Source organism: Streptomyces sp. NBC_01717, assembly GCF_036248255.1.
GTDB lineage: Bacteria > Actinomycetota > Actinomycetes > Streptomycetales > Streptomycetaceae > Streptomyces.
Map to the genome: position 1 here is coordinate 3,270,166 of NZ_CP109178.1, position 24,144 is coordinate 3,294,309.

Below are 24,144 nucleotides of genomic sequence, written 5' to 3' on the forward strand. Positions count from 1 at the left end.
TCATATGTTTTCGGCCAGGCAGACTGTGAGCATGCGTCTCCCACGCCCCCGTCCCCGTAGCCTGGCCGGTCAGCTCTTCGCGATGCAGGTGGTGCTGGTTGCGGCCGTGGTGGCGGGATGCGCGTTCTTCGCGTACGTCTCCGGGAGCGCGCAGGCGAAGGAGACCGCGACCCGGCAGGTCAGGGCGGCGGCGCTGGCGGTGGCCGATTCGCCGTCCGTACGGGAGGCGATCCGCACCCCGGACCCGACCGCCGTCCTCCAGCCGTACGCGGAGCAGGTCCGCCAGGACACCGGGATCGCCTTCGTCACGATCATGAGCCCGGACCGGATCCGCTGGACGCACCCCGACGCGGACCGGATCGGGGAGACGTTCCTCGGCCACACCGCGAGGGCGCTGCGCGGCGAGACGTTCTCGGAGACGTACACCGGCACACTCGGCCCCTCGATCCGGGTCGTCACCCCGATCCGGGACGGCGGCAGGATCACCGGCCTGGTCAGCGCGGGCATCACGGTCGAGCGGGTCTCCTCGCAGGTGCGGGCGCAGCTCGGCGCGCTGGGGCTCGCGGCGGGCGGGGCACTCACCCTCGGCGGCATCGGCACGTATGTGATCAACGCCCGGCTGCGGCGCCACACGCACGGAATGAACGCCGCCGAGCTGAGCCGGATGCACGACTACCACCAGGCCACGCTGCACGCGGTGCGCGAGGGGCTGCTGATGCTCGACGGACAGCGCAGGATCGCGCTGGTCAACGACGCGGGCCGGGAGCTGCTCGGGCTGTCGCAGGGTGCGGTCGGGCGCCGGGTGGCCGAACTGGAACTGCCGGTGCCGCTGACCGGGGCGCTGCTGGCCTCCGAGGAGCGGGTCGACGAGCTGCATCTGACGGCGGACCGGGTGATCGTGGTCAACACCCGTCCGGTGGTGGGCGGCGAGCAGCGCGGTACGGTCGTGACTCTTCGCGACCACACGGAACTCCAGGCACTGTCCGGCGAGTTGGATTCGGAGCGGGGGTTCACCCAGGCGCTGCGCTCACAGGCGCACGAGGCGGCGAACCGACTGCACACGGTCGTCTCGCTGATCGAGCTCGGCCGGGTGGAGGAGGCGGTCGGCTTCGCGACGGCGGAGCTGGAGCTGGCGCAGGTCCTCACCGACCGGGTCGTCGGTGCCGTCGCCGAACCGGTGCTGGCGGCGCTGCTGCTGGGCAAGGCGGCGCAGGCGAACGAGCGGGGGGTGGAGCTGATGCTCGCGGACGACAGTGTGATCGACGACGGCGCGCTGCCCGCGACGCTGCCGCAGCGCGATCTGGTGACGATCCTCGGCAATCTGATCGACAACGCGGTGGATGCCGCGTCGGAGGCGGCGACGGCCCCGCCGCCCGGCGCGGGTGTCCCCTCCGGTGCGGGGGTCGTGTCCGGATCCGCAGTGGCGCCGGACTCCGCAGCCGTGCCCGCCCAGCGCGGTGCGGCACCGCGCCGCGCCGGCCGCGCGCGGGTCACCGTCACCGCACTCGCCGACGACCGTGAGCTGCTGCTGCGGGTCGCGGACACCGGGGCCGGAGTCGATCCGGACGTCGCCGCGGAAGTGTTCCACCGCGGCTGGTCGACGCACGGCGCCGGTCGTGGGCTCGGGCTGGCGCTCGTGCAGCAGGCCGTGCACCGGGCCGGCGGGACGGTCGCGCTGAGCGAAGGTGCGGACGGCGGCGCGGAGTTCACCGTACGGCTCCCGCTGGCGCCCTCGCCCACGCGGCAGCACACGCCGAAGGAGCCCACCCCGTGATCCAGGTGCTGGTCGTCGAGGACGATCCCGTGGCCGCCGACGCCCACCGGCTGTACGTCGGCCGGGTCCCCGGCTTCACCGTGGCCGCGGTCGCGCATTCGCGTGCGGAGGCGGTACGGGCGCTGGACCGTACCCAGGTCGATCTGCTGCTCCTGGACCTGTATCTGCCCGATGGACACGGTCTGCAGCTGCTGCGGTCGCTGCGCGCCGCCGGGCACACGGCGGATGTCATCGCCGTGACGTCGGCGCGTGATCTTGCGGTGGTCCGGGAAGGGGTGTCGCTCGGTGTCGTCCAGTACGTGCTGAAGCCGTTCACCTTCGCCACGCTGCGCGACCGCCTGATGCGCTACGCCGAGTTCCGTGCGGCGGCCGGTGAGGCGAGCGGCCAGGACGAGGTGGACCGGGCGCTGGGCGCGCTCCGGGCTCCGCAGCCGTCCCGGCTGCCCAAGGGGCTGAGCGGCCCGACGCTGGAGGCGGTGACCCGTGCGCTGCGGGCCTCCCCGGACGGGGTGACCGCAGCCGCGACCGGCGTGGAGCTGGGTATCTCGCGGATCACCGCACGCCGTTATCTGGAGCACCTGGTGACGGCGGGCCGCGCCGTCCGCAGTCCGCAGTACGGGCAGATCGGGCGGCCGGAGCTGCACTACCGGTGGGTGGCCGAAACGCGCTGACCGTACGCCGGTGCGTACGTCCGGCCGCGCCGACGCCCATCTGTACATCCAGCTGTATTTCCACCCGTACGTCGCGCCGACAACAAGCGCTTCCCGCACGGGGATTGACCTTGTCGACGGGCCGGTCCTACCGTCACGGTCTCAGCCCCCCGTGGCTATGAGGAGGTCGTGCCCGTGCGCCCCACCGCCCCACTGATCCTCGCCGCCGCAGTCACCGTTCTGGCTGCCGGCTCGCTGACCGCCTGCTCCTCCGGTTCCGGCAGCGATCCGGACACCGTGAAGGTCGCGTACAACCGTTCCACGGACAACAAGATCCGGTTCAAGGACGCCTACATCGAGTCGGTGAAGAAGCAGTTCGAGAAGGAACACCCCGGCAAGAAGATCAAGTTGATACCGATTCAGGCGGCGGACAACGACTACGCCACCAAGGTGCAGCAGATGATGCGGTCGCCGAAGACGGCTCCGGATCTGGTCTACGAGGACACCTTCCGGATCAACTCCGACATCAAGGCCGGCTATCTGCGGCCGTTGGACGCATATCTCGCCAAGTGGGACACCTGGAGCCAGTTCGTGGACACGGCGAAGGCCGCCGCGAAGGCCGAGGACGGCAAGACGTACGGCGTCCCGGACGGCACCGACACCCGAGGGCTCTGGTACAACAAGAAGATCTTCGCCAAGGCGGGGCTGCCGACGGACTGGCAGCCGAAGAACTGGGAAGAGGTCCTGGACGCGGCCCGCGCGGTCAAGAAGAAGGTCCCCGGCGTCATCCCGCTGAATGTGTACACGGGAAAGGCCCCGGGCGAGGCCGCGGTGATGCAGGGCTTCGAGATGCTGCTGTACGGGACCGGCGACGACCCGCTCTACGACCCCGGCGCCAAGAAGTGGGTGGCCGGCGGGCAGGGCTTCCGCGACGCGCTCGGCTTCGTGGAGACGGTGTACGGGGAGAAGCTCGGCCCCGATCCGTCCGACGCGCTCGACCCCAACGTCGGTACGCATGTGGCCACCGAGTGGTTCCCCGAGGGCAAGCTGGCCATCTCGCTGGACGGCTCCTGGATGGGCCAGAACTGGATCAACGAGGGACCCAAGGCGTGGCCCGAGTGGAAGACGGAACTCGCCCAGACCCCGATGCCCACCCAGAACGGCCAGGCGCCCGGGAAGGTGTCCATGTCGGGCGGCTGGACCTGGGCGATCCCGCAGAAGGCCAAGAACCCGGATCTGGCCTGGGAGTTCGTCAAGACGATGCAGACCCCGCAGAACGCGTCGAAGTGGGATGTGGTCGGTGCGCAGATCGCGGTGCGCGAGGACGTGGCGAAGGATCCGGCGTATCTGAACTCGATGCCCGGCATCGAATTCTTCACCGGCCTCGTCCAGTACACCCACTACCGTCCCGCTCTGCCCGTCTACCCGCAGGTGTCGACGGCCATCGGTGAGGCGATGGAGAAGGTGACGACGGGCGACGGATCGCCGGAGTCGGCGGCGAAGGAGTACGACGAGCAGCTGAAGACCCTCGTCGACGGCGCGGTCGTCACGAAGTGAGCGGCGCCGCGTCGAAAGCCGGCCCCCTGCGATCGCGGCGAGCCGGGTCGTGGCAGCAGGCAGGGCCGCGGCAGCGTGCGGGGGCGTGGCGGCAGGCAGGGCGGTGGCTGCCGATCGCCCCCGCCACCGCGCTGCTGCTGCTCTTCCTCGCGGGCCCCATCGGCTACTGCGTATGGATCGCCTTCACCAACACCCAGCTGACCGGATCGTCGAGCTCCGACTTCGTCGGCTTCGCCAACTTCCGGCGGGCGTTCGCCGACGACAACTTCCGTAACGCCGTCCAGCTGACGCTCGCCTTCACCTTCCTGTCGTCGATCGTCGGACAGAACACGCTGGGACTGGCGCTCGCGGGCCTGATGCGGGCCGCGTCCCGCCCGGTCCGTACGGTCACCGGGGCGCTGGTCATCACGGCCTGGGTCCTGCCGGAGATCGTCGCGGCATTCCTGCTGTACGCGTTCTTCCGCCGCGAGGGCACCTTGAACGCGATCCTGGACCAACTCCATCTGCCCTCACAGAACTGGCTGTTCACGCTGCCGATCCTGGCGGTGTCGTTCGCCAACGTGTGGCGCGGGACGGCGTTCTCGATGCTGATCTACTCGGCGGCGCTGGCCGAGATCCCGCAGGACATCACGGAGGCCGCCGAGGTCGACGGGGCGAGCGGGCCGCGTCGGCTGTGGCACATCACGCTGCCGATGATCCGCCGTTCCATCGGCACCAATCTGATGCTCAACACCTTGTCCACGCTCTCCGTGTTCGGACTGATCTGGGCGATGACCCGAGGCGGTCCGGGCAACCGCAGTCAGACGCTTCCGGTGTTCATGTACGACCAGGCGTTCGTGAACAGTCTGATCGGCTACGGGACGGCGGTGGCGCTGCTGCTGCTTCTGGTGGGGTCCCTGTTCTCGATCGTCTATCTGCGGCTGATGAAGGTGGAGGTGTGACGGGCGTGAAAGGCGTGACGACGTCCCGGCGCACCCGGGCGCGGCTGGCGTCCGACGGGGCGCTGCTGCTGGTCGCGGTGTCGTTCGCGCTGCCGCTGGTGTGGCTGCTGTTCGCCTCGCTGGACGGCAGCGCCGATCTTCGGGTGCGACCGCCGACGTCACCGACTCTGGACAACTTCGACGCGGTCCTCACCGACGAGATCACCTTCACGCCGATGCTCAACAGCCTGCTGCTGTGCGGCAGTGCGACGCTGCTGACCGTGGTGTGCGCGGCGCTGGCCGCATATCCGCTCTCCCGCCACCGATCGCGCCTGACCCGCCCGTACCTGCTGACGATCCTGTTCACGACATGTCTGCCGATCACCGCGATCATGGTGCCGGTGTACGGGCTCTTCGTGCAGGTCGATCTGATCGACACGATGTACGGGACGGCGCTCTTCCTCGCCACCGCCCAGCTGCCGTTCGCCATCTGGCTGATGAAGAACTTCATGGACGGCGTGCCGAAGGTGCTGGAGGAGGCGGCCTGGACGGACGGGGCGTCGGCGACACAGACACTGGTCCGGGTGGTGCTGCCGCTGATGGGGCCGGGGGTGGGCGTGGTGACGATCTACACCTTCATCATGCTGTGGGGGAACTTCTTCGTCCCCTTCATGCTGCTGCTCTCCCCCGAGCAACTCCCGGCCTCCGTCTCGATCTTCACCTTTTTCGGCAACTACGGATCGGTGGTCTACGGGCAGCTGGCAGCGTTCTCGATCCTGTACTCGACGCCGGTGCTGCTGCTGTACATCCTGATCTCGCGCCGCCTGGGCGGCGGGTTCGCCCTGGGCGGCGCGGTCAAGGGTTGAGCGGGCGGCGCAGCCTAGGACGTTCCTACGAGCCGTGATCTCGGTCGAACACACCGTAGTCAGGCCGGGTCCCGGCTCCTACGGTGGGGCCGTGCACCCCACCCCGCCCTTCAACGCCCCCGCCGCGCGCCGACTGCGCGAGGCCCTGGGGATGGCGCCCGGTCATGTCGCGTACGGCCTCGGCGCCCAGTACGGACTCCGGATCAGCGCGGACACCGTCGCCGCCTGGGAGCGTGGCCTCGCGCTGCCCGACGAGAAGGAACTCACGGCGCTGGCCGGAGTGCTGTGGTGCGCGCCGGGCGATCTGCTGACCGCCGCCCGCACCCTGCGCGAACACCGGGTGGCCCGTGGCCTGGCCGTGGACGAGCTGGCGCGGCTGCTGGGGCTGACGGTCTCCGCGTACCAGCGGATGGAGGATTCGGGGCGCTGGCGCGGCAACGAACGCCAGTCCGCCGCGCTCAGCGAGGCGTTGGAGCTGACGGCGGCCGACTTCATGACGGCGACCGGGCGGAACGAGGAGCTCGGGGAGCTGCTGCGCAGCGCGGTGACAACGCGCTGGCAGGCGTACACCCGGCCGGTGGCGAAGCTGGTGCCGCTGGAGCGGCGGCTGCTGCAGGGTGTAGTGGAACAGCTGCACTCCGACTACCAGGCACTGATGGTGTCGACCCTGAGCTGGAGCACGGGAGGTCCGGAGCGGGCGGGCGCGGACGGAGAGGCGGGGCGGGCGTTCCTGGACGAAATCGTGGAGCGGTTCTGGGAGACGGCGGCGGCCTAGCGCGGCCGGCGCCCGGCCGGCCCGGCCCTCAGGGGCCGTCCTTCGGAGCCCGCCCCTGGGGAGAGTCGGACCCGCCGGTCAGAACACCGACTCCGCCTCGTACATCCGGTCCTTCGGCACCGTCTTCAGCTGTGTGATCGCGTCCGCCAGCGGCACCATCTTGATGTCGTTGCCGCGCAGCGCCGTCATCCGGCCGAAGTCGCCCCGGTGCGCCGCCTCGACCGCGTGCCAGCCGAAGCGGGTCGCGAGCACCCGGTCGTACGCGGTCGGCGTGCCGCCTCGCTGGACATGGCCGAGAATGACCGGCCGGGCCTCCTTGCCGAGGCGGGTCTCCAGCTCGACCGCGAGCCGGTTGCCGATGCCCTGGAAGCGCTCGTGGCCGAACTGGTCGATCTCGCCCTTGGCGTACGGCATCGAGCCCTCGACCGGGTGCGCGCCCTCGGCGACGCAGATGACCGCGAACTTCTTGCCACGGGCGAAGCGCTCCTCGACCATCTTGACCAGGTCCGCGACCTCGAACGGCCGCTCGGGCAGACAGATGCCGTGCGCGCCGCCTGCCATGCCGGACTCCAGGGCGATCCAGCCCGCGTGCCGGCCCATCACCTCGACGACCATGACCCGCTGGTGCGATTCGGCCGTGGTCTTGAGACGGTCTATGGCTTCGGTGGCGACACCCACCGCCGTGTCGAAGCCGAAGGTGCGGTCGGTGGACGAGATGTCGTTGTCGATGGTCTTCGGAACGCCGACGACGGGCATTCCGGCGTCCGACAGCATCCGGGCCGCGGTGAGGGTGCCCTCCCCGCCGATCGGGATCAGCACGTCGATGCCGTAACGACGGCTCAGCTCGTCACAGTTCTCGGCGGCTTCGCGGAGCCGGTCGCGCTCCAGCCGGGCCGAGCCGAGAATGGTGCCGCCGTGCGCGAGGATGCCGCTGACCGCGTTGAGATCGAGGGGGCGGAAGTGGCCGTCGAGGAGTCCCTTGAAGCCGTCCTCGAACCCGATGACTTCATCGCCGTGACCCACCACGGCGCGGTGCACGACCGACCGGATCACTGCGTTCAGACCTGGGCAATCGCCGCCTGCGGTGAGAACTCCGATGCGCATCGTGCCGTATCTCCTGCTCGTTAGTGCCGTGCATTTCGGGGGCGACTGCGGAATCCCCCGTACCGTGAGCCACAACGATTGTCCCACGTCACGTCCGGACCTCGCGCTCTCGGCTTGTCCGGGGCGCGGCATCCGACCGCTGCAGGGTGTGTGCAGCACCCCGGAACAGGGGCTTTCGCCCGGGGGGCGGCTGGTCCGCACCCGCAGGTATCGTCAAAAAGGGCGATACCACACCAACCGGCCAGAACGACGGGAGAGCATGCGTGACGCGCAGTGTGTACGTGACGGGGATCGACCGGGGAGACGGCCGCCAGGTCGTCGATCTGGGAGTCATGGAGCTCCTGACGCGTCAGGTGGACCGGGTCGGGGTGTTCCGGCCCCTGGTCCACGACAGCCCTGACCGGCTGTTCGAGTTGCTGCGGGCCCGCTACCGGCTCAGCCAGGACCCGTCGTCGGTCTATGGCCTGGACTATGCGGAGGCGTCCGCGCTGCAGGCGGAGAAGGGTACCGACGAACTGGTCTCGCGGCTCGTCGACCGCTTCCATCAGGTGGCCCGGATGTACGAGGTGGTGCTGGTCCTCGGCACCGACTTCGCGGCCACCCAGCTCCCCGACGAGCTGGCACTCAACGCCCGGCTGGCCAATGAGTTCGGCGCCTCGGTGATCGTGGTGGTCGGCGGGAAGGGGCAGGACGCGGAGTCCGTGCGGGCCGAGACGCGCAATGCCTACCGGGCGTACGCCGGTCTGGGTTGCGACGTCCTCGAGATGGTGGTGAACCGGGTGGCGGCCGAGGACCGCGAGATCATCGCCGAGCGGCTGACGGCGCGGCTGCCCGTGCCGTGTTCGGTCCTGCCGGACGACGCCGCGCTCTCCGCGCCGACCGTCGCCCAGATCACCGCGGCGCTCGGCGGCACCGTACTGCTGGGCGACGACGCGGGGCTGGCCCGGGACGCGCTGGACTTCGTCTTCGGCGGTGCGATGCTGCCGAATCTGCTGAACGCACTGACGCCCGGCTGTCTGGTGGTCACGCCCGGGGACCGGGCGGATCTGGTGGTCGGCGCACTGGCCGCGCACAGCGCGGGCACCCCGCCCATCGCGGGTCTGCTGCTGACGCTGGACGAGCGCCCCGGCGAGGAGATACTCAAGCTGGCCGCACGGCTCGCGCCGGGCACCCCGGTCGTGTCGGTGGCCGGCGGCTCCTTCCCCACCGCGGGAGAACTCTTCACACTGGAGGGCAAGTTGAACGCGGCGACGCCCCGCAAGGCGGAGACCGCACTCGGCCTCTTCGAGCGCCATGTGGACACGCCCGCCCTGCTGGACCGGATCTCGGTGGCCCGCAGCGGCCGCGTCACGCCGATGATGTTCGAGCACGAGCTGCTTGAGCAGGCCCGCGCGGACCGGCGCCGGGTGGTGCTGCCGGAGGGCACCGAGGAGCGGGTGCTGCGCGCCGCCGATGTGCTGCTGCGCCGCGACGTCTGCGATCTCACCCTTCTCGGCGACCTGGACGTCATCCGGAAGAAGGCGGCCGACCTCGGCGTCGACCTTGCCGACACCCAGCTGATCGACCCGCAGACCTCCGAGCTGCGCCAGACGTTCGCGGAACGGTACGCACAGCTGCGCGCGCACCGCGGCGTCACGGTGGAGCTGGCCTACGACGTCGTCTCGGACGTGAACTACTTCGGCACCCTGATGGTCCAGGAGGGCCTGGCCGACGGGATGGTCTCCGGGGCCGTGCACTCCACCGCGGCGACGATCCGCCCCGCCTTCGAGATCATCAAGAGCAAGGGGGCCGCGCGGAGCGCGTCAGGCAGGGCGGCGGCGGGAGACGGGAGGGCCCGGGCGGACGCGTCGATCGTGTCGTCCGTCTTCTTCATGTGCCTCGCCGACAAGGTCCTGGTGTACGGCGACTGCGCGGTGAACCCGGACCCGGACGCGGAGCAGCTCGCGGACATCGCCGTCCAGTCCGCCGTCACGGCCGCCCGCTTCGGTGTGGAGCCGCGGATCGCGATGCTCTCCTACTCGACGGGCACCTCGGGCACGGGGGCCGACGTCGACAAGGTGCGCCAGGCGACGGACCGGGTGCGCGAGAGCCGGCCGGACCTCAGGATCGAGGGCCCGATCCAGTACGACGCGGCGGTCGAGCCGAGCGTGGCCGCGACCAAGCTGCCCGGTTCGGAGGTGGCGGGGCAGGCGACCGTGCTGATCTTCCCGGACCTGAACACCGGCAACAACACGTACAAGGCCGTGCAGCGCTCGGCGGGCGCCGTGGCTGTGGGGCCGGTGCTCCAGGGGCTGCGCAAGCCCGTCAACGACCTGTCGCGCGGTGCGCTGGTCCAGGACATCGTCAACACCGTGGCCATCACGGCGATCCAGGCGCAGGCCCAGGAGTGAACCGCATGACCACCACCACGAAGGAAGGTTCCGCCGTCGTGCAGGCCCGTCGCGTACTCGTCCTCAACTCCGGCTCCTCGTCGGTGAAGTACCAGCTCCTCGACATGAACGACCGCTCCCGGCTCGCGATCGGTCTGGTCGAGCGGATCGGCGAGGAGACCTCCCGTCTGCTGCACACCCCGCTGACCGGGGGCGACGCCGAGACACGTGAGCGCACCGGCAGGATCGCCGACCACGCGGCGGCGCTGAAGGCGGCGGCCGAGGAGCTGGCCGCCGACGGGCTGGGCCTGGACTCCCCCGAGCTGGCGGCGATCGGCCACCGGGTGGTGCACGGCGGACTGCGGTTCACCGAGCCCACCGTCATCACCGACGAGGTGCTGACGGAGATCGAGCGGCTCGTCCCGGTGGCGCCGCTGCACAACCCGGCGAACATCACCGGCATCCGTACCGCGCAGGCGCTGCGCCCCGATCTGCCGCAGGTCGCCGTCTTCGACACCGCGTTCCACACGACGATGCCGGAGTACGCGGCGCGGTACGCGATCGACGTGGAGACCGCCGACGCGCACCGGATCCGCCGCTACGGCTTCCACGGCACTTCGCACGCGTACGTCTCCCGCAAGGCCGCCGAGCTGCTGGGACGCGCCCCCGAGGAGGTCAATGTCATCGTGCTGCACCTGGGCAACGGCGCCTCGGCCTCGGCGGTGGCGGCCGGCCGGTGCGTGGAGACGTCGATGGGGCTGACCCCGCTGGAGGGGTTGGTGATGGGGACCCGGTCCGGGGACATCGACCCGGCGGTCACCTTTCATCTGAAGCGGGTGGCAGGGATGTCCACCGACGAGATCGACGTCCTGCTGAACAAGAAGAGCGGTCTGGTCGGGCTCTGCGGGGACAACGACATGCGGGAGATCCGGCGCCGGATCGACGAGGGCGACGAGCGGGCGGCCCTGGCGTTCGACATCTACGTGCACCGGCTGAAGAAGTACATCGGCGCCTATTCGGCGGTCCTCGGGCGGGTGGATGCCGTGGTGTTCACGGCGGGGGTCGGGGAGAACTCGGCGCCGGTACGGGAGGCTGCGATCGCCGGTCTGGAGGAGCTCGGCCTGGTGGTGGACGCCGGTCTCAACGCCGTGCGGTCCGGCGAACCGAGGCTGATCTCGCCCAACTACGCGCGGGTCGCGGTCGCCGTGGTGCCGACGGACGAGGAGCTGGAGATCGCCGACCAGACCTTCGCACTGGTCGGACAGGCCGAACCGGCCGGACAGCAGGTTCCGGTCGGACAGGTCGACAACTGAGCACCCCCGCGCCCCTTTGTATCTTCCACCAGACGGAATATTCCGCAGCGAAACAAACCGATAGGATCCGCCTCATGCGCCGTTCCAAAATCGTCTGCACCCTCGGTCCCGCCGTCGACTCCCATGAGCAGCTCGTCGCTCTGATCGAGGCCGGCATGAGCGTGGCCCGTTTCAACTTCAGCCACGGCTCCCACGAGGAACACCAGGGCCGTTACGACCGCGTCCGCAAGGCGGCCGCCGAGACGGGCCGGGCGGTGGGCGTGCTCGCCGACCTCCAGGGCCCGAAGATCCGCCTGGCGAAGTTCGCCGAGGGCCCCGTCGAACTGGTCCGCGGGGACGAGTTCACCATCACCACCGAGGACGTCCCCGGTGACAAGTCGATCTGCGGTACGACCTACAAGGGTCTGCCGAGCGACGTCGCCAAGGGCGACCCGATCCTGATCAACGACGGCAACGTCGAGCTGAAGGTCGTCGCGGTCGACGGCCCCCGGGTCAGGAGCATCGTCATCGAGGGCGGGGTCATCTCCGACCACAAGGGCATCAACCTGCCCGGTGCCGCGGTGAACGTCCCGGCCCTGTCCGAGAAGGACGTGGAGGACCTCCGGTTCGCCCTGCGGATGGGCTGCGACCTGGTCGCACTCTCCTTCGTGCGGGACGCCAGCGACGTCAAGGACGTCCACAAGGTGATGGACGAGGAGGGCCGTCGGGTCCCCGTCATCGCCAAGGTGGAGAAGCCGCAGGCCGTCGAGCACATGGAGGGCGTCGTCATGGCGTTCGACGGTGTCATGGTCGCCCGTGGCGACCTGGCCGTCGAATACCCCCTGGAGAAGGTCCCGATGGTGCAGAAGCGCCTGGTGGAGCTCTGCCGGCGGAACGCCAAGCCGGTGATCGTGGCGACCCAGATGATGGAGTCGATGATCACCAACTCGCGGCCGACGCGCGCCGAGGCGTCCGACGTCGCGAACGCGATCCTGGACGGCGCGGACGCGGTCATGCTGTCCGCCGAGTCCAGCGTCGGCGCATACCCGATCGAGACGGTCAAGACGATGTCGAAGATCGTCGTCGCAGCCGAGGAGGAACTGCTCTCCAAGGGCCTGCAGCCGCTGGTGCCGGGCAAGAAGCCCCGTACCCAGGGTGGTTCGGTGGCCCGCGCGGCCTGCGAGATCGCGGACTTCCTGAACGGCAAGGCGCTGGTCGCCTTCACCAAGTCCGGTGACACGGCCCGCCGGCTCTCCCGCTACCGCGCCGCACAACCGATCCTGGCCTTCACCACCGACGAGTCCACCCGTAACCAGCTCGCGCTGAGCTGGGGCGTCGAGGCCCACGTCGTGCCGCACGTGGACAACACCGACGCCATGGTGGACCTCGTCGACGCGGAGCTGCTGAAGCTGAGCCGCTACAACGCGGGCGACACGATGGTCATCACGGCCGGTTCGCCCCCCGGCGTCCCCGGCACCACCAACATGGTCCGGGTGCATCACGTGGGCGGCGGCGCCCGCGACTGACGCGTCGCCCCGCACCGGCGTACGACTGTGGCCCGTACCCCCTTCGAAGGGGGTACGGGCCACGGTCCTGTGCGGCTCCCGAACGGGTCCTGGATCCACGGGCGCTAGTTGTTGCCGCCGGTGAAGTAGTTGTGCAGCCCGGGCACCGTGAGCGTGCCGCCGAACTGGCCGGCCTGCGTGACCTTCACGTTGGTGAAGAACGCGAACGGTACGTTCACCGGCGGCGGGGTCTGAGGGCTGAACGTGATCGGGATGAGGCCGAAGAGGTTGCCCTTCAGCTCCTCCGTGTACATCGTCACCGTGCCGTTGCGGATGGTGGACGTGGAGCCCTTCCGCGCCTGGACGTGGCCGGTGGTGCCGTTCGGCCCCTCCGTCAGCTGGTGCAGGTCCTTGATGTCGACGGACGAGGCGGTGAACTTGAGCACCTTCTTGGTGGTGCCGTCGCCCTTCTCCACCTCGACGATGCCCTTGTAGTCGAGCCCGCTCAGGGTGAGCATCGAACTCTCCAGGATCCACGGCTGGTTCGGCAGCCGAGGGATGCCCTGCTCCAGATCGGCCGCGGCCAGCGCCTTGGGGTCGGCGGTGGGGCACGGGAAGCGCTCCTTGGCGCCGTCCGGGATGTCCAGGTCCTTCACGGGGTCGAGGCCCTTGACGCCCTCGTCGAGCTCCTCGACCGTCTTGCCCGCCTTGCCCGCCGCGTCACGGATGGCGTCGGCGGTCTTGCCGACGGTGTCCGTGACCTTGCCGACGGGGTTGTCGGTCGACTTGGTCGCGGTGTCGGACGGCTTCGGGGACGCGGTGGTGGCGCTGGGGGACGGGCTCGCCGTCCCCTGGTCCGATCCCCCGAGGAGACCCTTGAGCGCGTCGCCGACGCCCAGCGGGTCCAGCGGGTTCTTCGTCGCCGAGGGCGACGGCGAGGCGCTCGGCGTCGCGGCGGACGCGTCGCTCGACGAATTCGATGTGCCGCTCGACGACGAGGTCGCCGAAGGCTTCGGGGTCGCCCCGTCGCCCTGGTCCGAACCGCTGCCGCTGTCGCCGGTGGTCTCACTGGCGGACGGCGACGGGGACTTCGTCGCCGAGGCCGACGGCTCCGGGGACTCGCTCGGCTCGTCGGAACGGGTCACGCAGGGGCCCGGCGCGAACGGGATGTCCGTCGCGTCGTCGGCCATCGCAAGCTTGGGGGTGAGCCCCATCCCGACAAAGACCGCCGTCGGCATCGCGGCGAGAGCGAAGGCCTTGCCCGCGGGTATGTGCAGCTTCGTCAGCAGAGACTTCCTGGGGGCCGCGTGACGCGGCCCGCTTCTGCCCCGGAAATCCTCGCCTCCGGTCGAGTTCAGCTGCGTCTCGTCACCCCGCACTGTTCCTCCCGCCGTTGGCTTCAACTTTGCCGTTCGTGCTGTCGTCGCTCCACGGAGCGGGACCCGGGCTGTACGTAGGTCCGGCGCCGAGCTGAGGTTCCGTGCCGTGAGGCGCCGAACCCTCAGGAGCTTCCGGGCCCTTCGGGGAACGTCCGGCCGCGTGCTTGGCCGGCTGCTCACCTGTGGGCGTGCCCGGGGCCCAGGACAGGGCGAGGCAGCCGCCGATCATGGCGAGCAGGAACCCGACCACGAAACCGCCGAGGTTGGACACCGGAATGGAGACCAGCGCCAACAGGATCGAGGCGACACCGGCGAACACCCGGACAATTTGGTGGTACCACATGGTCAGACCGAGCGTGACCAGCAGTACACCGATGATCAGTGAGCCCGCACCCGCCGTGGTCGCCATGGCCAGCGTGACGTGGCCGAGCTTGAGATTGGCGTACGGGAAGTACGCGATCGGCGCCCCACCGAGTGCGGTGAGCAGGCCGGCCCAGAACGGCCGGGTGTGCCGCCAGGCACGGAACCGCAGCCGCCAGTAGGCGGAGTCGCGGGAACCTGTGGTCTCGGCGCTCATGGAAAACAGCTCCCTGGAACCGGTATTGCTGTGAAAAAAGAGTGGGAGACGGGTGGGCGAGGCAGCTTCACGCTTCCCCGCCCACCCGGGCGGAGTGCTTAGTAGCACTCCTTGACGCCGTTGTAGAGGCGCATGCTCAGGCCGTTGAGCTTGAAGGTGCCGGCGGTGGTCGCCCACGCCTTCTGCTTCACGTTGTCGAGAACCGCGCGGTCCGCCTGCTGGGCGAAGCCGTTCTCGTTGACGTTCTCGCCGTCCTTGATCTTCGGACCCTTGGTGGCGTCCTTCGCCGCAACACCGATGTCGATGTTGGTGAACGTGGCGTCGGCGTCCAGATCCGCAACGTCGAGGTACAGGTTCTCGGCGTGAACCGGGGTACCGCCGCCGCCGGCCTTCAGCTGGAGGCTGACGGACCCGAGGAGCGGGATGTCCGGCGTGACCACGGACTGGCACATGCCCGTGATGTCGGCCGACTTGAACGACGAGATAGCGACCGGGTGCAGGGTCTTCTTGTCACCCTTGAGCTCCGCGTAGCCGGCGTCTATACCGCCGTACTGCGAGAAGCCCTTGCCGTCCAGGTGCTCCGCTGTCACCTTGAACGACTGGCCGGAGACGCTGAACGAAGCGGCCAGCGCACCCTGTGCAAGGGACACACCTACCGCTGCCGTCAGGGCCACGCTCGGCACCATGACGAGAGCGAACCGCTTCCATCTGGTCCCGCCACGAACTTGGGACTCCATGACTTTCCTCCTTCTCGGACGTACATCTCCGGTACGGGCGTGGCCCGTCCTGGGATGGGAGAAGTGCTACGTCCTCGGAAAGGAGAGCGCCGGAACCGGAGGCGTGAGCCGCGTCCGAATCACTGGCGATCACCCCCGAGCGACAACCACTGGCCACGCGTTCGCGCAACCTGCTTCGGACAGGCCCTGCCAGTCAGCAGGAACCCCCCTGTCCGCAGTCGGCGCCACTGCCGCCGACCGACTCGGTGGGGACCCAATTCGGCCGGCGCGCCGACTGGCGGTCGGGCTGGCGTCATTGGACCGAGCGTGGCCGATCGTGGTCCATTCGCGCCCGCGACACAAGGGGGTTCGTTACTGGCTAGTAACGGCCCGATAACCGATGCACAACCGGGTGACATCGACCGGCCACACAGGGTGGTGCAGGGCGCATGGAGAAAAGGGGAGATGGAGGTTTGTAAGCGGACAGATCCCAACGCACGATTTACTGCGAGTAACAGCCCGAGCTTTTATCAAGATTTGGTAAAGCGGGGGCGGGTCCTGTCGCTCGACCGCGAAAAACGGCCGTGGCACCGGCGGGGCACCACGGCCGAGTTGTCACATCAGAACAGGACCCGGGCCAGCGCCGTGCGGGCGGCGACGACGCGCGGGTCCTCCGGGCCGATCACCTCGAACAGCTCGAGGAGGCGCAGCCGCGCCGCGTCCCGGTCGTCACCGAAATTGCGGCGCACGGTCTCGACGAGCCGCCCGAAGGCGTCCTCGACATGACCGCCGACCAGGTCCAGATCGGCGGCGGCGATCTGCGCCGCCACATCGCCCGGCTTCTCGGCGGCGTCGTCGCGGACCTGCTGCGGGTCCATGTCCCGCACCCGGGAGAGCAGTTCGGCCTGAGCGAGACCCAGTTTGGCCTCGGTGTTGGCCGGGTCGTCGGAGAGCACGTTCTTGTACGCCTGGACGGCGCCGGCGAAGTCGTTGGCGTCCAGCGCCCGGACCGCCGCTTCGAGCAGCGCGTCGTACGGACCGGCCGGAACCTCGGCCGGGCCCTGCTCGGCTCCCTCCGGACCGGCCGCGGCCGCGTCGACCGCGATCCCGGTGAGACCGAACCGCTCCTCGCCGACCTGGATCAGCTGGTCCAGGGTCTGCCGGATCTGGGCCTCCGGGGCCGCGCCCTGGAAGAGCGGGAGGGCCTGCCCGGCGACGACGGCGAAGACCGCCGGGATGCCCTGGATACCGAACTGCTGCATCAGCATCTGGTTGGCATCGACATCGACCTTGGCCAGCAGGAAGCGGCCGTTGTACTCCTGGGCCAGCCGCTCAAGGAGCGGCCCCAACTGCTTGCACGGCTCGCACCACTCGGCCCAGAAGTCGATGACGACGGGGACCTCGGCGGAGCGCTGGAGAACGTCGCGCTCGAAGCCCGCCTCATCGACATCGATCACCAGGGCGGACGGAGGTACGGCGCCGCCGCCGCCCTGCCGGGCGGTCTCGGCACGGGCCTGCTCCGCCTTCACCTTGGCCTCGCCGGCCGCCTTCACCGCGGCGAGGTCGACGACGCCGCTCATGGACATGTTCCTAGGCTGCATGCGTACATCCTCCCCCCTTGGCACGCCGTTCCGGAAAGCGATCCGGGAACCGCATCCGTCCGTGGCTCCCGCCGGAGTGCGGGGCGCACGGACATCCACGGCCCGCGGGCCCTCCAGGGCCCTTTTTCCGCCGGGTCCCCACCCGGCGCATGTGGCTGTCGTTCGCTCGTGGCGCAGCAACGGCACGGCCGTCGTCCTTACGCTACGACCCGTAGCGTAACTGGCCCACACCCCTGGTGCACAAGAGTGTTCGGTGATCTGTCTCACGACGAACCGGAACGGCTTGTTCTCGCTACCGGCGGGTATGGTCACGGGATGCTGAGCGACGGCCACCCCAAACCCGCCCGAACGGGACGACCGCGCAGCGCCGCGGCCGATGAAGCGATCCTGGAAGCCTGCCGGGCCTCGCTGGTCGACCTCGGCTGGTCGAAGCTGACGATGGGTGACGTGGCCACACGGGCCGGGGTCGCAAAGACGACCCTCTACCGCCGCTGGGCCGGAAAGAACGAACTGGTCGTCGACGCCGTCGCGGTCCTCTTCGACGAGCTGGAACTGCCTGATCTGGGCAGCCTGTCGGCCGATGTGCAGGGCGTGGTGCTGCAGTTCGCCGGGCTGCTGGAGCGGCCGGAGACCAGGACCGCGCTGATGGCCGTCGTCGCCGAGTCGACCCGCGACGAGGCGCTGCGGGCCCGGATCCGCGACTCGATCGTGGACCGGCAGAAGCGGCTCGTGCTACTGGGACGGCAACGGGCGCAGCGGCGCGGCGAGTTGCCCGTCGAAGCGGACGAGGCGACGGCGGCCATGACGGCCGACCTGATCTTCGATGTGATCGCCGGTGCGGTCGTGCACCGGGCACTGGTGAGCGCCGAGCCCGTCGACGAGGACTGGGCCCGGCGCTTCACCGTTCTGCTGCTCGCGGGGCTGGGCGCGGCGGTCGCCACGTAACGCGGGCCCCTGGCCGCGCTCCCGTCAGAAGCCGGGCGGCTCGGTGTATGTGCCCCACTCGTCGCGCAGGACCCCGCAGATCTCACCGAGCGTCGCCTCGGCCCGTACCGCGTCGAGCATCGGTCCGATCATGTTCGAGCCGTCGCGGGCGGCGGCCAGCATCGCGTCCAGTGAGGCGCGGACCCGGGCGTCGTCTCGGGCGGCCTTGCGGTCGGCGAGCTCGCGGACCTGCTCGCGCTCGACCTCGTGGCTGACCCGCAGGATCTCCAGGTCGCCGGTGACCGAGCCGTGGTGGACATTGACGCCCACGACCCGCTTGTCCCCCTTCTCCAGCGACTGCTGGTACCGGAAGGCGGACTCGGCGATCTCGCCGGTGAACCAGCCGTCCTCGATCCCGCGCAGGATGCCGGAGGTCATCGGCCCGACGGGGTGCTGCCCGTCCGGATGCGCCCTGGTGCCGCGCTCCTTGATCTGGTCGAAGATCTTCTCGGCGTCGGCCTCGATCCGGTCGGTGAGCTGCTCGACGTACCAGGAGCCGCCCAGCGGGTCCGCCACATTGGCGACACCGGTCTCCTCCATCAGCACCTGCTGGGTGCGCAGCGCGATCTCGGCGGCCTGCTCGGAGGGGAGTGCGAGGGTCTCGTCGAGGGCGTTGGTGTGCAGCGAGTTGGTGCCGCCGAGGACGGCGGACAGGGCCTCGACCGCGGTCCGTACGACGTTGTTGTACGGCTGCTGGGCGGTGAGGGAGACCCCGGCGGTCTGGGTGTGGAAGCGGAGCCACTGCGCCTTGTCGGTCTTCGCCCCGTACACCTCCTTCATCCAGCGGGCCCAGATCCGGCGGGCCGCGCGGAACTTGGCGATCTCCTCGAAGAAGTCGAGGTGCGCGTCGAAGAAGAAGGAGAGCCCGGGGGCGAAGGTGTCGACGTCGAGCCCGCGGGAGAGGCCGAGCTCCACGTAGCCGAAGCCGTCGGCGAGGGTGTACGCGAGCTCCTGCGCGGCCGTCGCCCCGGCCTCGCGGATGTGGTAGCCGGAGACCGAGAGCGGCTTGTACGCGGGGATGGCGGCGGCGCAGTGCTCCATCAGGTCGCCGATCAGGCGCAGATGGGGCTCGGGCTGGAAGAGCCACTCCTTCTGCGCGATGTACTCCTTGAAGATGTCGGTCTGGAGCGTGCCGTTCAGCACCCCGGGGTCGACGCCCTGGCGCTCGGCGGCGACCAGGTACATGCAGAAGACGGGGACGGCGGGGCCGCTGATCGTCATGGACGTCGTGACATCGCCGAGCGGGATGTCCTTGAAGAGGACCTCCATGTCGGCGGCGGAGTCGATGGCGACACCGCAGTGCCCGACCTCGCCGAGCGAGCGCGGCTCGTCCGAGTCGCGGCCCATCAGCGTCGGCATGTCGAAGGCGACGCTGAGCCCGCCGCCGCCCGCGGCGAGGATCATCTTGTACCGCTCGTTGGTCTGCTCGGCGTTGCCGAAGCCGGCGAACTGGCGGATGGTCCAGGTGCGGCCGCGGTAGCCGGTCGGATAGAGCCCCCGGGTGAACGGGTACTCGCCCGGCCAGCCGATCCGCTCGAAGCCCTCGTAGGTGTCCCCGGGGCGGGGCCCGTACGCGGGCTCGACCGGGTCCCCGGAGAGCGTGGTGAAGTCCGCGTCACGCTTGCGGGCCTTGTCGTAACGGGCCTGCCAGCGTCGGCGGCCTTCCTCGATCGCGTCAGCGTCCATAGGACCAATTTACTAGGACGTCCTAGTAAATGTCGATGACAAACCGCCCGGCGCTTTGCGCGGGGCGGTTCGGGTGGGCCGGGTCAGGCCTTGGCGGTCACCGGGGAGCCGTCCGCGACCAGCGGCTCGATCTCACGCACGACCTTGCGCTCGACGAAGAACGCGGCGGTCGGGATCGTGCCGGAGATCAGCACCCAGAGGAGCTTTCCCATCGGCCACTTCGCCTTGGAGCCCAGGTCGAAGGCGAAGATCAGGTAGATGATGTACAGCACACCGTGGATCTGGGAGACGACGAGCGTCAGACCCTCACCGGTGTCGAAGCCGTACTTGAAGACCATGCAGGTGCAGAGCACCAGCAACATGACGGCGGTGACGTAGGCCATCACCCGGTACCGGGTCAGCACGCTGCGTTTCATGGCAACGAGCGTAACCGGGCAGCCGGGGGGATCTTGAAGCGGGCCGGGGGTCGTGCGTGCCGGACCCCGGGAGCCCGGCGCGACTCGAAGGAATGACCCTATTTCTCTTCGAAGTCGTGGGCCGCGATCCGCAGCGGACGCAGCATGGCGAAGATCTCCGCGCACTCCTCGGCGTCGTACGCCCCGAGTCCGAACTCCATGTCCACCAGTTCCCGGGTGGCCGCCTCGACCACTTCGCGGCCCTTCCCGGTGATCGAGGCGAGCGTGCCGCGACCGTCGTTCGGGTTGGGCCGCTTGGCGACCAGACCGGACCTGACCAGCCGGTCCACCGTGTTCGTGACGGAGGTGGGGTGGACCATCAGCCGCTCGCCGATCTTGGACATCGGCAGCTCGCCCGCCTTGGAGAAGGTGAGCAGCACCAGCGCCTCGTACCGCGCGAAGGTCAGCCCGTACGGTTTGACGACCGCGTCGACCTCGGCGAGCAGGATCTGCTGCGCACGCATGATCGAGGTGATCGCCCCCATCGCGGGGACCGGACCCCAGCGCTGCTGCCAGAGTTCGTCGGCGCGGGCGATGGGATCGAACGGGAGACTGAGCGGCTTCGGCACGGCACCGACCTTACCCACTGGTCATATGCTGGTCAGCCCCGTCTCGTACTTCGGTCCGGCTACCGTCCACAGGTGCGGTTGCGCGTGCGGTTCTGCTGACCTCGCGGACGAGCAGAAGGGTGCAGACGACGCCGATCACCCCGGAGTCGGCGACCACCCGGTGCACGGGGAGGAACTCGGCGGCAAGGCCGGCGAGGGCCATGCCGATGCCCTGGACCGTCATCAGTCCTGCGGTGAGCAGGGTCATGGCTCGGCCCCGCAGCTCCTCCGGGACGGCGTCGACGAACCACTGGTCGAGGCCGATGATGTACGCCGCCCCCACCCCGGCCAGGGCGAGCGCGACCAGGGTCAGCGCCATACCGGGGCGGAGCCCGTACAGCAGGAGCGGCAGCAGCCCGGTGGCGGCGACCGGCAGCACGATCCGGGAGCGGACCCGCGGGGCCAGCACGGCGCCCGCGTACAGCTCGGCGGCGATGTGCCCGACCGGCATCGCGCACATCAGCAGCCCCAGGGCGGCCGGGCCGAGGCCGATCTCGTCCGCGTACGGGGCGGCGAGAGCCTCCGGTGCGACGACGAACAGCGCGGGTACCCAGAAGAGCAGCATCAGCGCGCGGATTCTGCGGTCGGCGAGGACGATGCGGGCCCCGGCCAGTGATTCCTTGAGCAGCGCGCCGCCTCGGTCACCGCCGGTCCTGGCGGGCCGGTTGCGGGTGCCGAAGCGGAGCAGGGCCGCCGAGCAGAGGAACGTCCCGACAGTGATTGTGATCGCCCCGCGCGCGGACAGCGCGGCAAGCAGCACACCGCCCACGCCGAAACCGATCAGCAGCGCGCTCTGCGAGACGATCCGCAGCAGCGAGCGGCCCAGTACATAGAGGTCGCCCTCGCCGAGGATGTCGGTGAGCGCGGCCATCCGCGTCCCGGTGAAGACGGGCGACACGGAGGCGACGAGACAGCGCAGCGCGAGGAGCCCGCCGACCGGGGTGCCCGGCAGCACCATGACGGCGACGCAGCCCGCGCAGATCAGATCGCAGGTGACGAGAACCCGGCGGGCCGGGTAGCGGTCGGCGACCCCGGCGAAGAGCGTGCCGCCGACGAGGTACGGCAGGAAGCCGAGCGCGAACGTGAGGGCGCTGAGCAGGGGCGAGCCGGTGAGGTCGTAGACGAGGACGGTGAGCGCGAGCTCGCTGACCACGACGCCGAGGAGGGAGAGCAGATGGGCGGCGAAGACGGCGCGGAACTCCCGCACGGCGAAGACCGCACGGTAACCGCGGGGGGTGGGCTCCGGGGACGCGGCGGCGGGGGCCCGGTCCCGGAGCGCGGGCGACGGCTTCGGGTCAATGGGGTCGGCGCGCTCCGGGGAAGGGGCCGAGACCGGCACCGGTGCGGCGGGGTGGGCGGTCGCGGTGCGGGGCGCGGCCGACGGGTCGCGTGGGCCCGTCGGACCGTGCGGGGTGTCCGCCGCGTCGCGGGGGCCGTCCGCCGGGGTGGGGCTGTTGCTCGGCATGGCCGCAGCTTGGAGGACCGGAGGCCCCGCTCCGTAGACTTTCGGCTGACGCCGAATCTTCGCGAGCCACCCATGCCGTTCCATCTGCATTTCGACGAGAGCGATCTGCTTCGCTGCCGGTTCGCGCTCTCCCCGCTCTGGGAGACCCAGGCCGCGGTGCGCACGCTTCTGCATCCGGGGCGGCACGGCTATCACCAGCCATGGCTGCGGCGCATCCAGGACGCCGCCGCGGGTCTCGACCTCGGGCCGCTGTGGTCGTTGATGCCGGAGGGCGGACACAACCCGGACTTCCTCTGTCCGCCGCCGCTGGGGCCCTACGCCTCGTTCGAGGAGGAGATCGCCGGCGTACGCGCCATCGATCCCCGGCTCATCCGCGAGGACCTGGCCCTGACGCTCGCCGACCAGCCGGGTGCACTGGACTCCCCTGCCGGGCAGGCGCTGCTCGCCGACCCCGCGCGGGCGCTGCACGAGCTGGCCGCACTGCTGGAACAAGCCTGGCGGACCCTGGTCGAGCCGGACTGGCCGCGGCTGCGCGCGCTGCTGGAGGCGGACATCGCGTACCACTCGCGCCGGCTGGCCGAGGTCGGCTTCGCTCGGCTGCTCGGCGAGCTGAGTCCCCAGCTCAGGTGGACGGACTCGACCCTCACGCTGGTCGGGATGAAGGGCCGGCACTCCCGGGTGCTCGGCGGGCAGGGCCTCGTCCTGATGCCGAGCGTGTTCGCCTGGCCGGATGTCGTCAGCGGATACGAACCGCCCTGGCTGCCCGCGGTGATCTATCCCGCGCGTGGGATCGGCGGGCTGTGGACGGAGCCCGCCGACCGTACGCCACAGACGCTCGCCCGACTGCTCGGCCGGGCGCGGGCCGACGTACTGTGCGCGCTCGACGAACCGGCCGGGACGAGCGCCCTCGCCCACCGGCTGGGCCTCGCGCCGTCCTCCGTGTCGGCCCATCTGTCGGTGCTGCGGGCGGCGGGGCTGCTGACGTCACGGCGGTACGGACATCAGGTGCTGTACGAGCGCACGCCGCTCGGGATCGCACTCGCGGTGACGTCCGGCGCGGACACCGGGTGACAACGAAACCCCCGCGCCGTAGGGCGCGGGGGTTCGTCAGGTGGTGCGGCAGGCCGGTGTCAGTCCGCGAGGTAGCGCTCGACCGTCTCGACCTTGGAGGTCAGGCCGTCGGTGACGCCGGGGCGGATATCGGCCTTCAGTACGAGGGAGACACGTCCGGCGCGGGCCTCGACGGCCGCGACCGCCCGCTTGACGACGTCCATGACCTCGTCCCACTCACCTTCGATGGAGGTGAACATGGCGTCCGTACGGTTGGGCAGGCCGGACTCGCGGACGACTCGGACGGCGTCGGCGACGTACTCACCGACGTCCTCACCGACACCCAGCGGGCTGACGGAGAAGGCGACGATCATGCGCTGACCACGCCTTCCCGGCGGGCGCGGGCGGCGATGACCCCATCGGCCTCGTAGCGCTTCAGCACCTTGTCGCCGTACAGCCCGCCGAACGGGAGCAGCGCCAGCAGGAAGAAGAACGCGACGCGCTTGAACGGCCACTTGGTCTTGGACCAGACGTCCAGCAGCAGGACGGCGTAGATCACGAAGAGGACGCCGTGCAGCATGCCGAGCGGCATCATCAGGAAGTCGATGTCGGAGACACGGCTGAGGATCGAGCCAAAGATGATCAGCGCCGGGAAGGAGAGCGCCTCGGGAATCGAGATGAGGCGCAGCCGGTGCAGGGCGGTGGCGGTCTTGATGTCCACGAGGGCACCTTCGGTGGGAGGGTCGTGACGGCTTGTGAATACAGGCACAAGCGTCCCCCATTGTGACATCGCACCCCACAAGCCCCGGGG

22 protein-coding genes are annotated in these 24,144 nt (G+C 70.0%); 11 read left to right on the forward strand and 11 right to left on the reverse strand.

Annotation, left to right across the window (positions count from 1 at the left end; all coding sequences use genetic code 11):
- Positions 1-31: 31 nt before the first annotated feature.
- The 6 genes from OHB49_RS14670 (at position 32) to OHB49_RS14695 (ending at position 6,542) form a co-directional block, all read left to right on the forward strand.
- Complete coding sequence (locus tag OHB49_RS14670; RefSeq protein ID WP_329160741.1) at positions 32-1,774, forward strand: sensor histidine kinase; 1,743 nt, start codon at positions 32-34, stop codon at positions 1,772-1,774.
- Entirely contained in the window at positions 1,771-2,445 is a 675-nt protein-coding gene (locus OHB49_RS14675; RefSeq protein ID WP_329160742.1) for a response regulator, read from the forward strand. The genes OHB49_RS14670 and OHB49_RS14675 overlap by 4 nt, the downstream gene beginning before the upstream one ends.
- 174 nt (positions 2,446-2,619) lie before the next feature.
- Positions 2,620-3,981, forward strand: coding sequence for an ABC transporter substrate-binding protein (locus OHB49_RS14680; protein WP_313939255.1), 1,362 nt, complete (start codon positions 2,620-2,622; stop codon positions 3,979-3,981).
- Between the two features lie 107 nt (positions 3,982-4,088).
- Entirely contained in the window at positions 4,089-4,922 is an 834-nt protein-coding gene (locus tag OHB49_RS14685) for a carbohydrate ABC transporter permease (protein WP_267007953.1), read from the forward strand.
- On the forward strand, positions 4,919-5,767 hold the full coding sequence (locus OHB49_RS14690; protein WP_037852194.1) for a carbohydrate ABC transporter permease: 849 nt from the start codon (positions 4,919-4,921) through the stop codon (positions 5,765-5,767). Before OHB49_RS14685 ends, OHB49_RS14690 begins: the two co-directional genes overlap by 4 nt.
- A gap of 151 nt (positions 5,768-5,918) precedes the next feature.
- Entirely contained in the window at positions 5,919-6,542 is a 624-nt protein-coding gene (locus tag OHB49_RS14695) for a helix-turn-helix domain-containing protein (protein ID WP_329166478.1), read from the forward strand.
- Positions 6,543-6,620: 78 nt separating this feature from the next.
- On the opposite strand, the gene OHB49_RS14700 is transcribed toward OHB49_RS14695, so the two are convergent.
- Complete coding sequence (locus tag OHB49_RS14700) at positions 6,621-7,646, reverse strand: ATP-dependent 6-phosphofructokinase (protein ID WP_030971449.1); 1,026 nt, start codon at positions 7,644-7,646, stop codon at positions 6,621-6,623.
- A 263-nt stretch (positions 7,647-7,909) separates the two neighbouring features.
- Here OHB49_RS14700 and pta point away from each other — a divergent pair, with 263 nt between their 5' ends.
- The 3 genes from pta to pyk all read left to right on the forward strand — a co-directional run bounded on the left by pta (position 7,910) and on the right by pyk (position 12,833).
- Positions 7,910-10,036, forward strand: a complete 2,127-nt coding sequence (pta, locus tag OHB49_RS14705; RefSeq protein ID WP_329160744.1) for a phosphate acetyltransferase — start codon at positions 7,910-7,912, stop codon at positions 10,034-10,036.
- Between the two features lie 5 nt (positions 10,037-10,041).
- Complete coding sequence (locus tag OHB49_RS14710; RefSeq protein WP_329160746.1) at positions 10,042-11,328, forward strand: acetate kinase; 1,287 nt, start codon at positions 10,042-10,044, stop codon at positions 11,326-11,328.
- A 74-nt stretch (positions 11,329-11,402) separates the two neighbouring features.
- Positions 11,403-12,833: a pyruvate kinase gene (pyk, locus tag OHB49_RS14715; protein ID WP_030971455.1), complete on the forward strand. Its 1,431-nt coding sequence runs from the start codon at positions 11,403-11,405 to the stop codon at positions 12,831-12,833.
- 104 nt (positions 12,834-12,937) lie between these two features.
- Here pyk and OHB49_RS14720 read toward each other — a convergent pair whose 3' ends face one another.
- The 4 genes from OHB49_RS14720 to OHB49_RS14735 form a co-directional block, all read right to left on the reverse strand.
- The gene (locus tag OHB49_RS14720) at positions 12,938-14,191 is read right to left on the reverse strand and encodes a hypothetical protein (RefSeq protein ID WP_030971457.1); all 1,254 of its coding nucleotides are present in this window, start codon (positions 14,189-14,191) and stop codon (positions 12,938-12,940) included.
- Positions 14,181-14,768: a DUF6114 domain-containing protein gene (locus OHB49_RS14725; protein WP_329160750.1), complete on the reverse strand. Its 588-nt coding sequence runs from the start codon at positions 14,766-14,768 to the stop codon at positions 14,181-14,183. Before OHB49_RS14725 ends, OHB49_RS14720 begins: the two co-directional genes overlap by 11 nt.
- Positions 14,769-14,866: 98 nt before the next feature.
- Positions 14,867-15,505, reverse strand: a complete 639-nt coding sequence (locus OHB49_RS14730) for a DUF6230 family protein (RefSeq protein WP_030971462.1) — start codon at positions 15,503-15,505, stop codon at positions 14,867-14,869.
- Positions 15,506-16,104: 599 nt separating this feature from the next.
- The gene (locus OHB49_RS14735; RefSeq protein WP_199919184.1) at positions 16,105-17,085 is read right to left on the reverse strand and encodes a tetratricopeptide repeat protein; all 981 of its coding nucleotides are present in this window, start codon (positions 17,083-17,085) and stop codon (positions 16,105-16,107) included.
- 315 nt (positions 17,086-17,400) lie between these two features.
- Here OHB49_RS14735 and OHB49_RS14740 point away from each other — a divergent pair, with 315 nt between their 5' ends.
- A complete protein-coding gene (locus OHB49_RS14740; protein WP_030971465.1) occupies positions 17,401-18,030 on the forward strand; it encodes a TetR/AcrR family transcriptional regulator in 630 nt (209 codons plus the stop codon).
- A gap of 24 nt (positions 18,031-18,054) precedes the next feature.
- On the opposite strand, the gene OHB49_RS14745 is transcribed toward OHB49_RS14740, so the two are convergent.
- The 4 genes from OHB49_RS14745 to OHB49_RS14760 all read right to left on the reverse strand — a co-directional run bounded on the left by OHB49_RS14745 (position 18,055) and on the right by OHB49_RS14760 (position 22,283).
- Positions 18,055-19,755, reverse strand: a complete 1,701-nt coding sequence (locus OHB49_RS14745) for an acyl-CoA mutase large subunit family protein (RefSeq protein WP_329160755.1) — start codon at positions 19,753-19,755, stop codon at positions 18,055-18,057.
- Positions 19,756-19,838: 83 nt separating this feature from the next.
- The gene (locus OHB49_RS14750; RefSeq protein WP_030971469.1) at positions 19,839-20,171 is read right to left on the reverse strand and encodes a DUF3817 domain-containing protein; all 333 of its coding nucleotides are present in this window, start codon (positions 20,169-20,171) and stop codon (positions 19,839-19,841) included.
- 98 nt (positions 20,172-20,269) lie between these two features.
- Complete coding sequence (locus tag OHB49_RS14755; protein ID WP_030971471.1) at positions 20,270-20,779, reverse strand: MarR family winged helix-turn-helix transcriptional regulator; 510 nt, start codon at positions 20,777-20,779, stop codon at positions 20,270-20,272.
- A gap of 10 nt (positions 20,780-20,789) precedes the next feature.
- Complete coding sequence (locus OHB49_RS14760) at positions 20,790-22,283, reverse strand: MFS transporter (RefSeq protein ID WP_329160758.1); 1,494 nt, start codon at positions 22,281-22,283, stop codon at positions 20,790-20,792.
- Positions 22,284-22,355: 72 nt separating this feature from the next.
- On the opposite strand from OHB49_RS14760, the gene OHB49_RS14765 reads away from it, so the two are divergent.
- Positions 22,356-23,354, forward strand: coding sequence for an ArsR/SmtB family transcription factor (locus OHB49_RS14765; protein ID WP_030971477.1), 999 nt, complete (start codon positions 22,356-22,358; stop codon positions 23,352-23,354).
- A 59-nt stretch (positions 23,355-23,413) separates the two neighbouring features.
- Here the strand turns inward: OHB49_RS14765 and OHB49_RS14770 are convergent, their stop codons facing one another.
- Both OHB49_RS14770 and OHB49_RS14775 read right to left on the reverse strand, forming a co-directional pair.
- On the reverse strand, positions 23,414-23,707 hold the full coding sequence (locus OHB49_RS14770; protein WP_030971479.1) for an MTH1187 family thiamine-binding protein: 294 nt from the start codon (positions 23,705-23,707) through the stop codon (positions 23,414-23,416).
- Positions 23,704-24,054: a DUF3817 domain-containing protein gene (locus OHB49_RS14775; protein WP_030971481.1), complete on the reverse strand. Its 351-nt coding sequence runs from the start codon at positions 24,052-24,054 to the stop codon at positions 23,704-23,706. The genes OHB49_RS14770 and OHB49_RS14775 overlap by 4 nt, the downstream gene beginning before the upstream one ends.
- Between the last annotated feature and the right edge of the window lie 90 nt (positions 24,055-24,144).

What these genes read in the sequence shown, in the direction of transcription:
- OHB49_RS14670 (WP_329160741.1), top strand. Translation starts at nt 32, where the DNA reads ATGCGTCTCCCACGCCCCCGTCCCCGTAGCCTGGCCGGTCAGCTCTTC.
- OHB49_RS14765 (WP_030971477.1), top strand. Translation starts at nt 22,356, where the DNA reads ATGCCGTTCCATCTGCATTTCGACGAGAGCGATCTGCTTCGCTGCCGG.
- OHB49_RS14745 (WP_329160755.1), bottom strand. Translation starts at nt 19,755, where the DNA reads ATGGACGCTGACGCGATCGAGGAAGGCCGCCGACGCTGGCAGGCCCGT.
- pyk (WP_030971455.1), top strand. Translation starts at nt 11,403, where the DNA reads ATGCGCCGTTCCAAAATCGTCTGCACCCTCGGTCCCGCCGTCGACTCC.
- OHB49_RS14760 (WP_329160758.1), bottom strand. Translation starts at nt 22,283, where the DNA reads ATGCCGAGCAACAGCCCCACCCCGGCGGACGGCCCCCGCGACGCGGCG.
- OHB49_RS14725 (WP_329160750.1), bottom strand. Translation starts at nt 14,768, where the DNA reads ATGAGCGCCGAGACCACAGGTTCCCGCGACTCCGCCTACTGGCGGCTG.
- OHB49_RS14770 (WP_030971479.1), bottom strand. Translation starts at nt 23,707, where the DNA reads ATGATCGTCGCCTTCTCCGTCAGCCCGCTGGGTGTCGGTGAGGACGTC.
- OHB49_RS14695 (WP_329166478.1), top strand. Translation starts at nt 5,919, where the DNA reads ATGGCGCCCGGTCATGTCGCGTACGGCCTCGGCGCCCAGTACGGACTC.
- OHB49_RS14700 (WP_030971449.1), bottom strand. Translation starts at nt 7,646, where the DNA reads ATGCGCATCGGAGTTCTCACCGCAGGCGGCGATTGCCCAGGTCTGAAC.
- OHB49_RS14740 (WP_030971465.1), top strand. Translation starts at nt 17,401, where the DNA reads ATGCTGAGCGACGGCCACCCCAAACCCGCCCGAACGGGACGACCGCGC.
- OHB49_RS14750 (WP_030971469.1), bottom strand. Translation starts at nt 20,171, where the DNA reads ATGAAACGCAGCGTGCTGACCCGGTACCGGGTGATGGCCTACGTCACC.
- OHB49_RS14710 (WP_329160746.1), top strand. Translation starts at nt 10,042, where the DNA reads ATGACCACCACCACGAAGGAAGGTTCCGCCGTCGTGCAGGCCCGTCGC.
- OHB49_RS14735 (WP_199919184.1), bottom strand. Translation starts at nt 17,085, where the DNA reads ATGCAGCCTAGGAACATGTCCATGAGCGGCGTCGTCGACCTCGCCGCG.
- OHB49_RS14730 (WP_030971462.1), bottom strand. Translation starts at nt 15,505, where the DNA reads ATGGAGTCCCAAGTTCGTGGCGGGACCAGATGGAAGCGGTTCGCTCTC.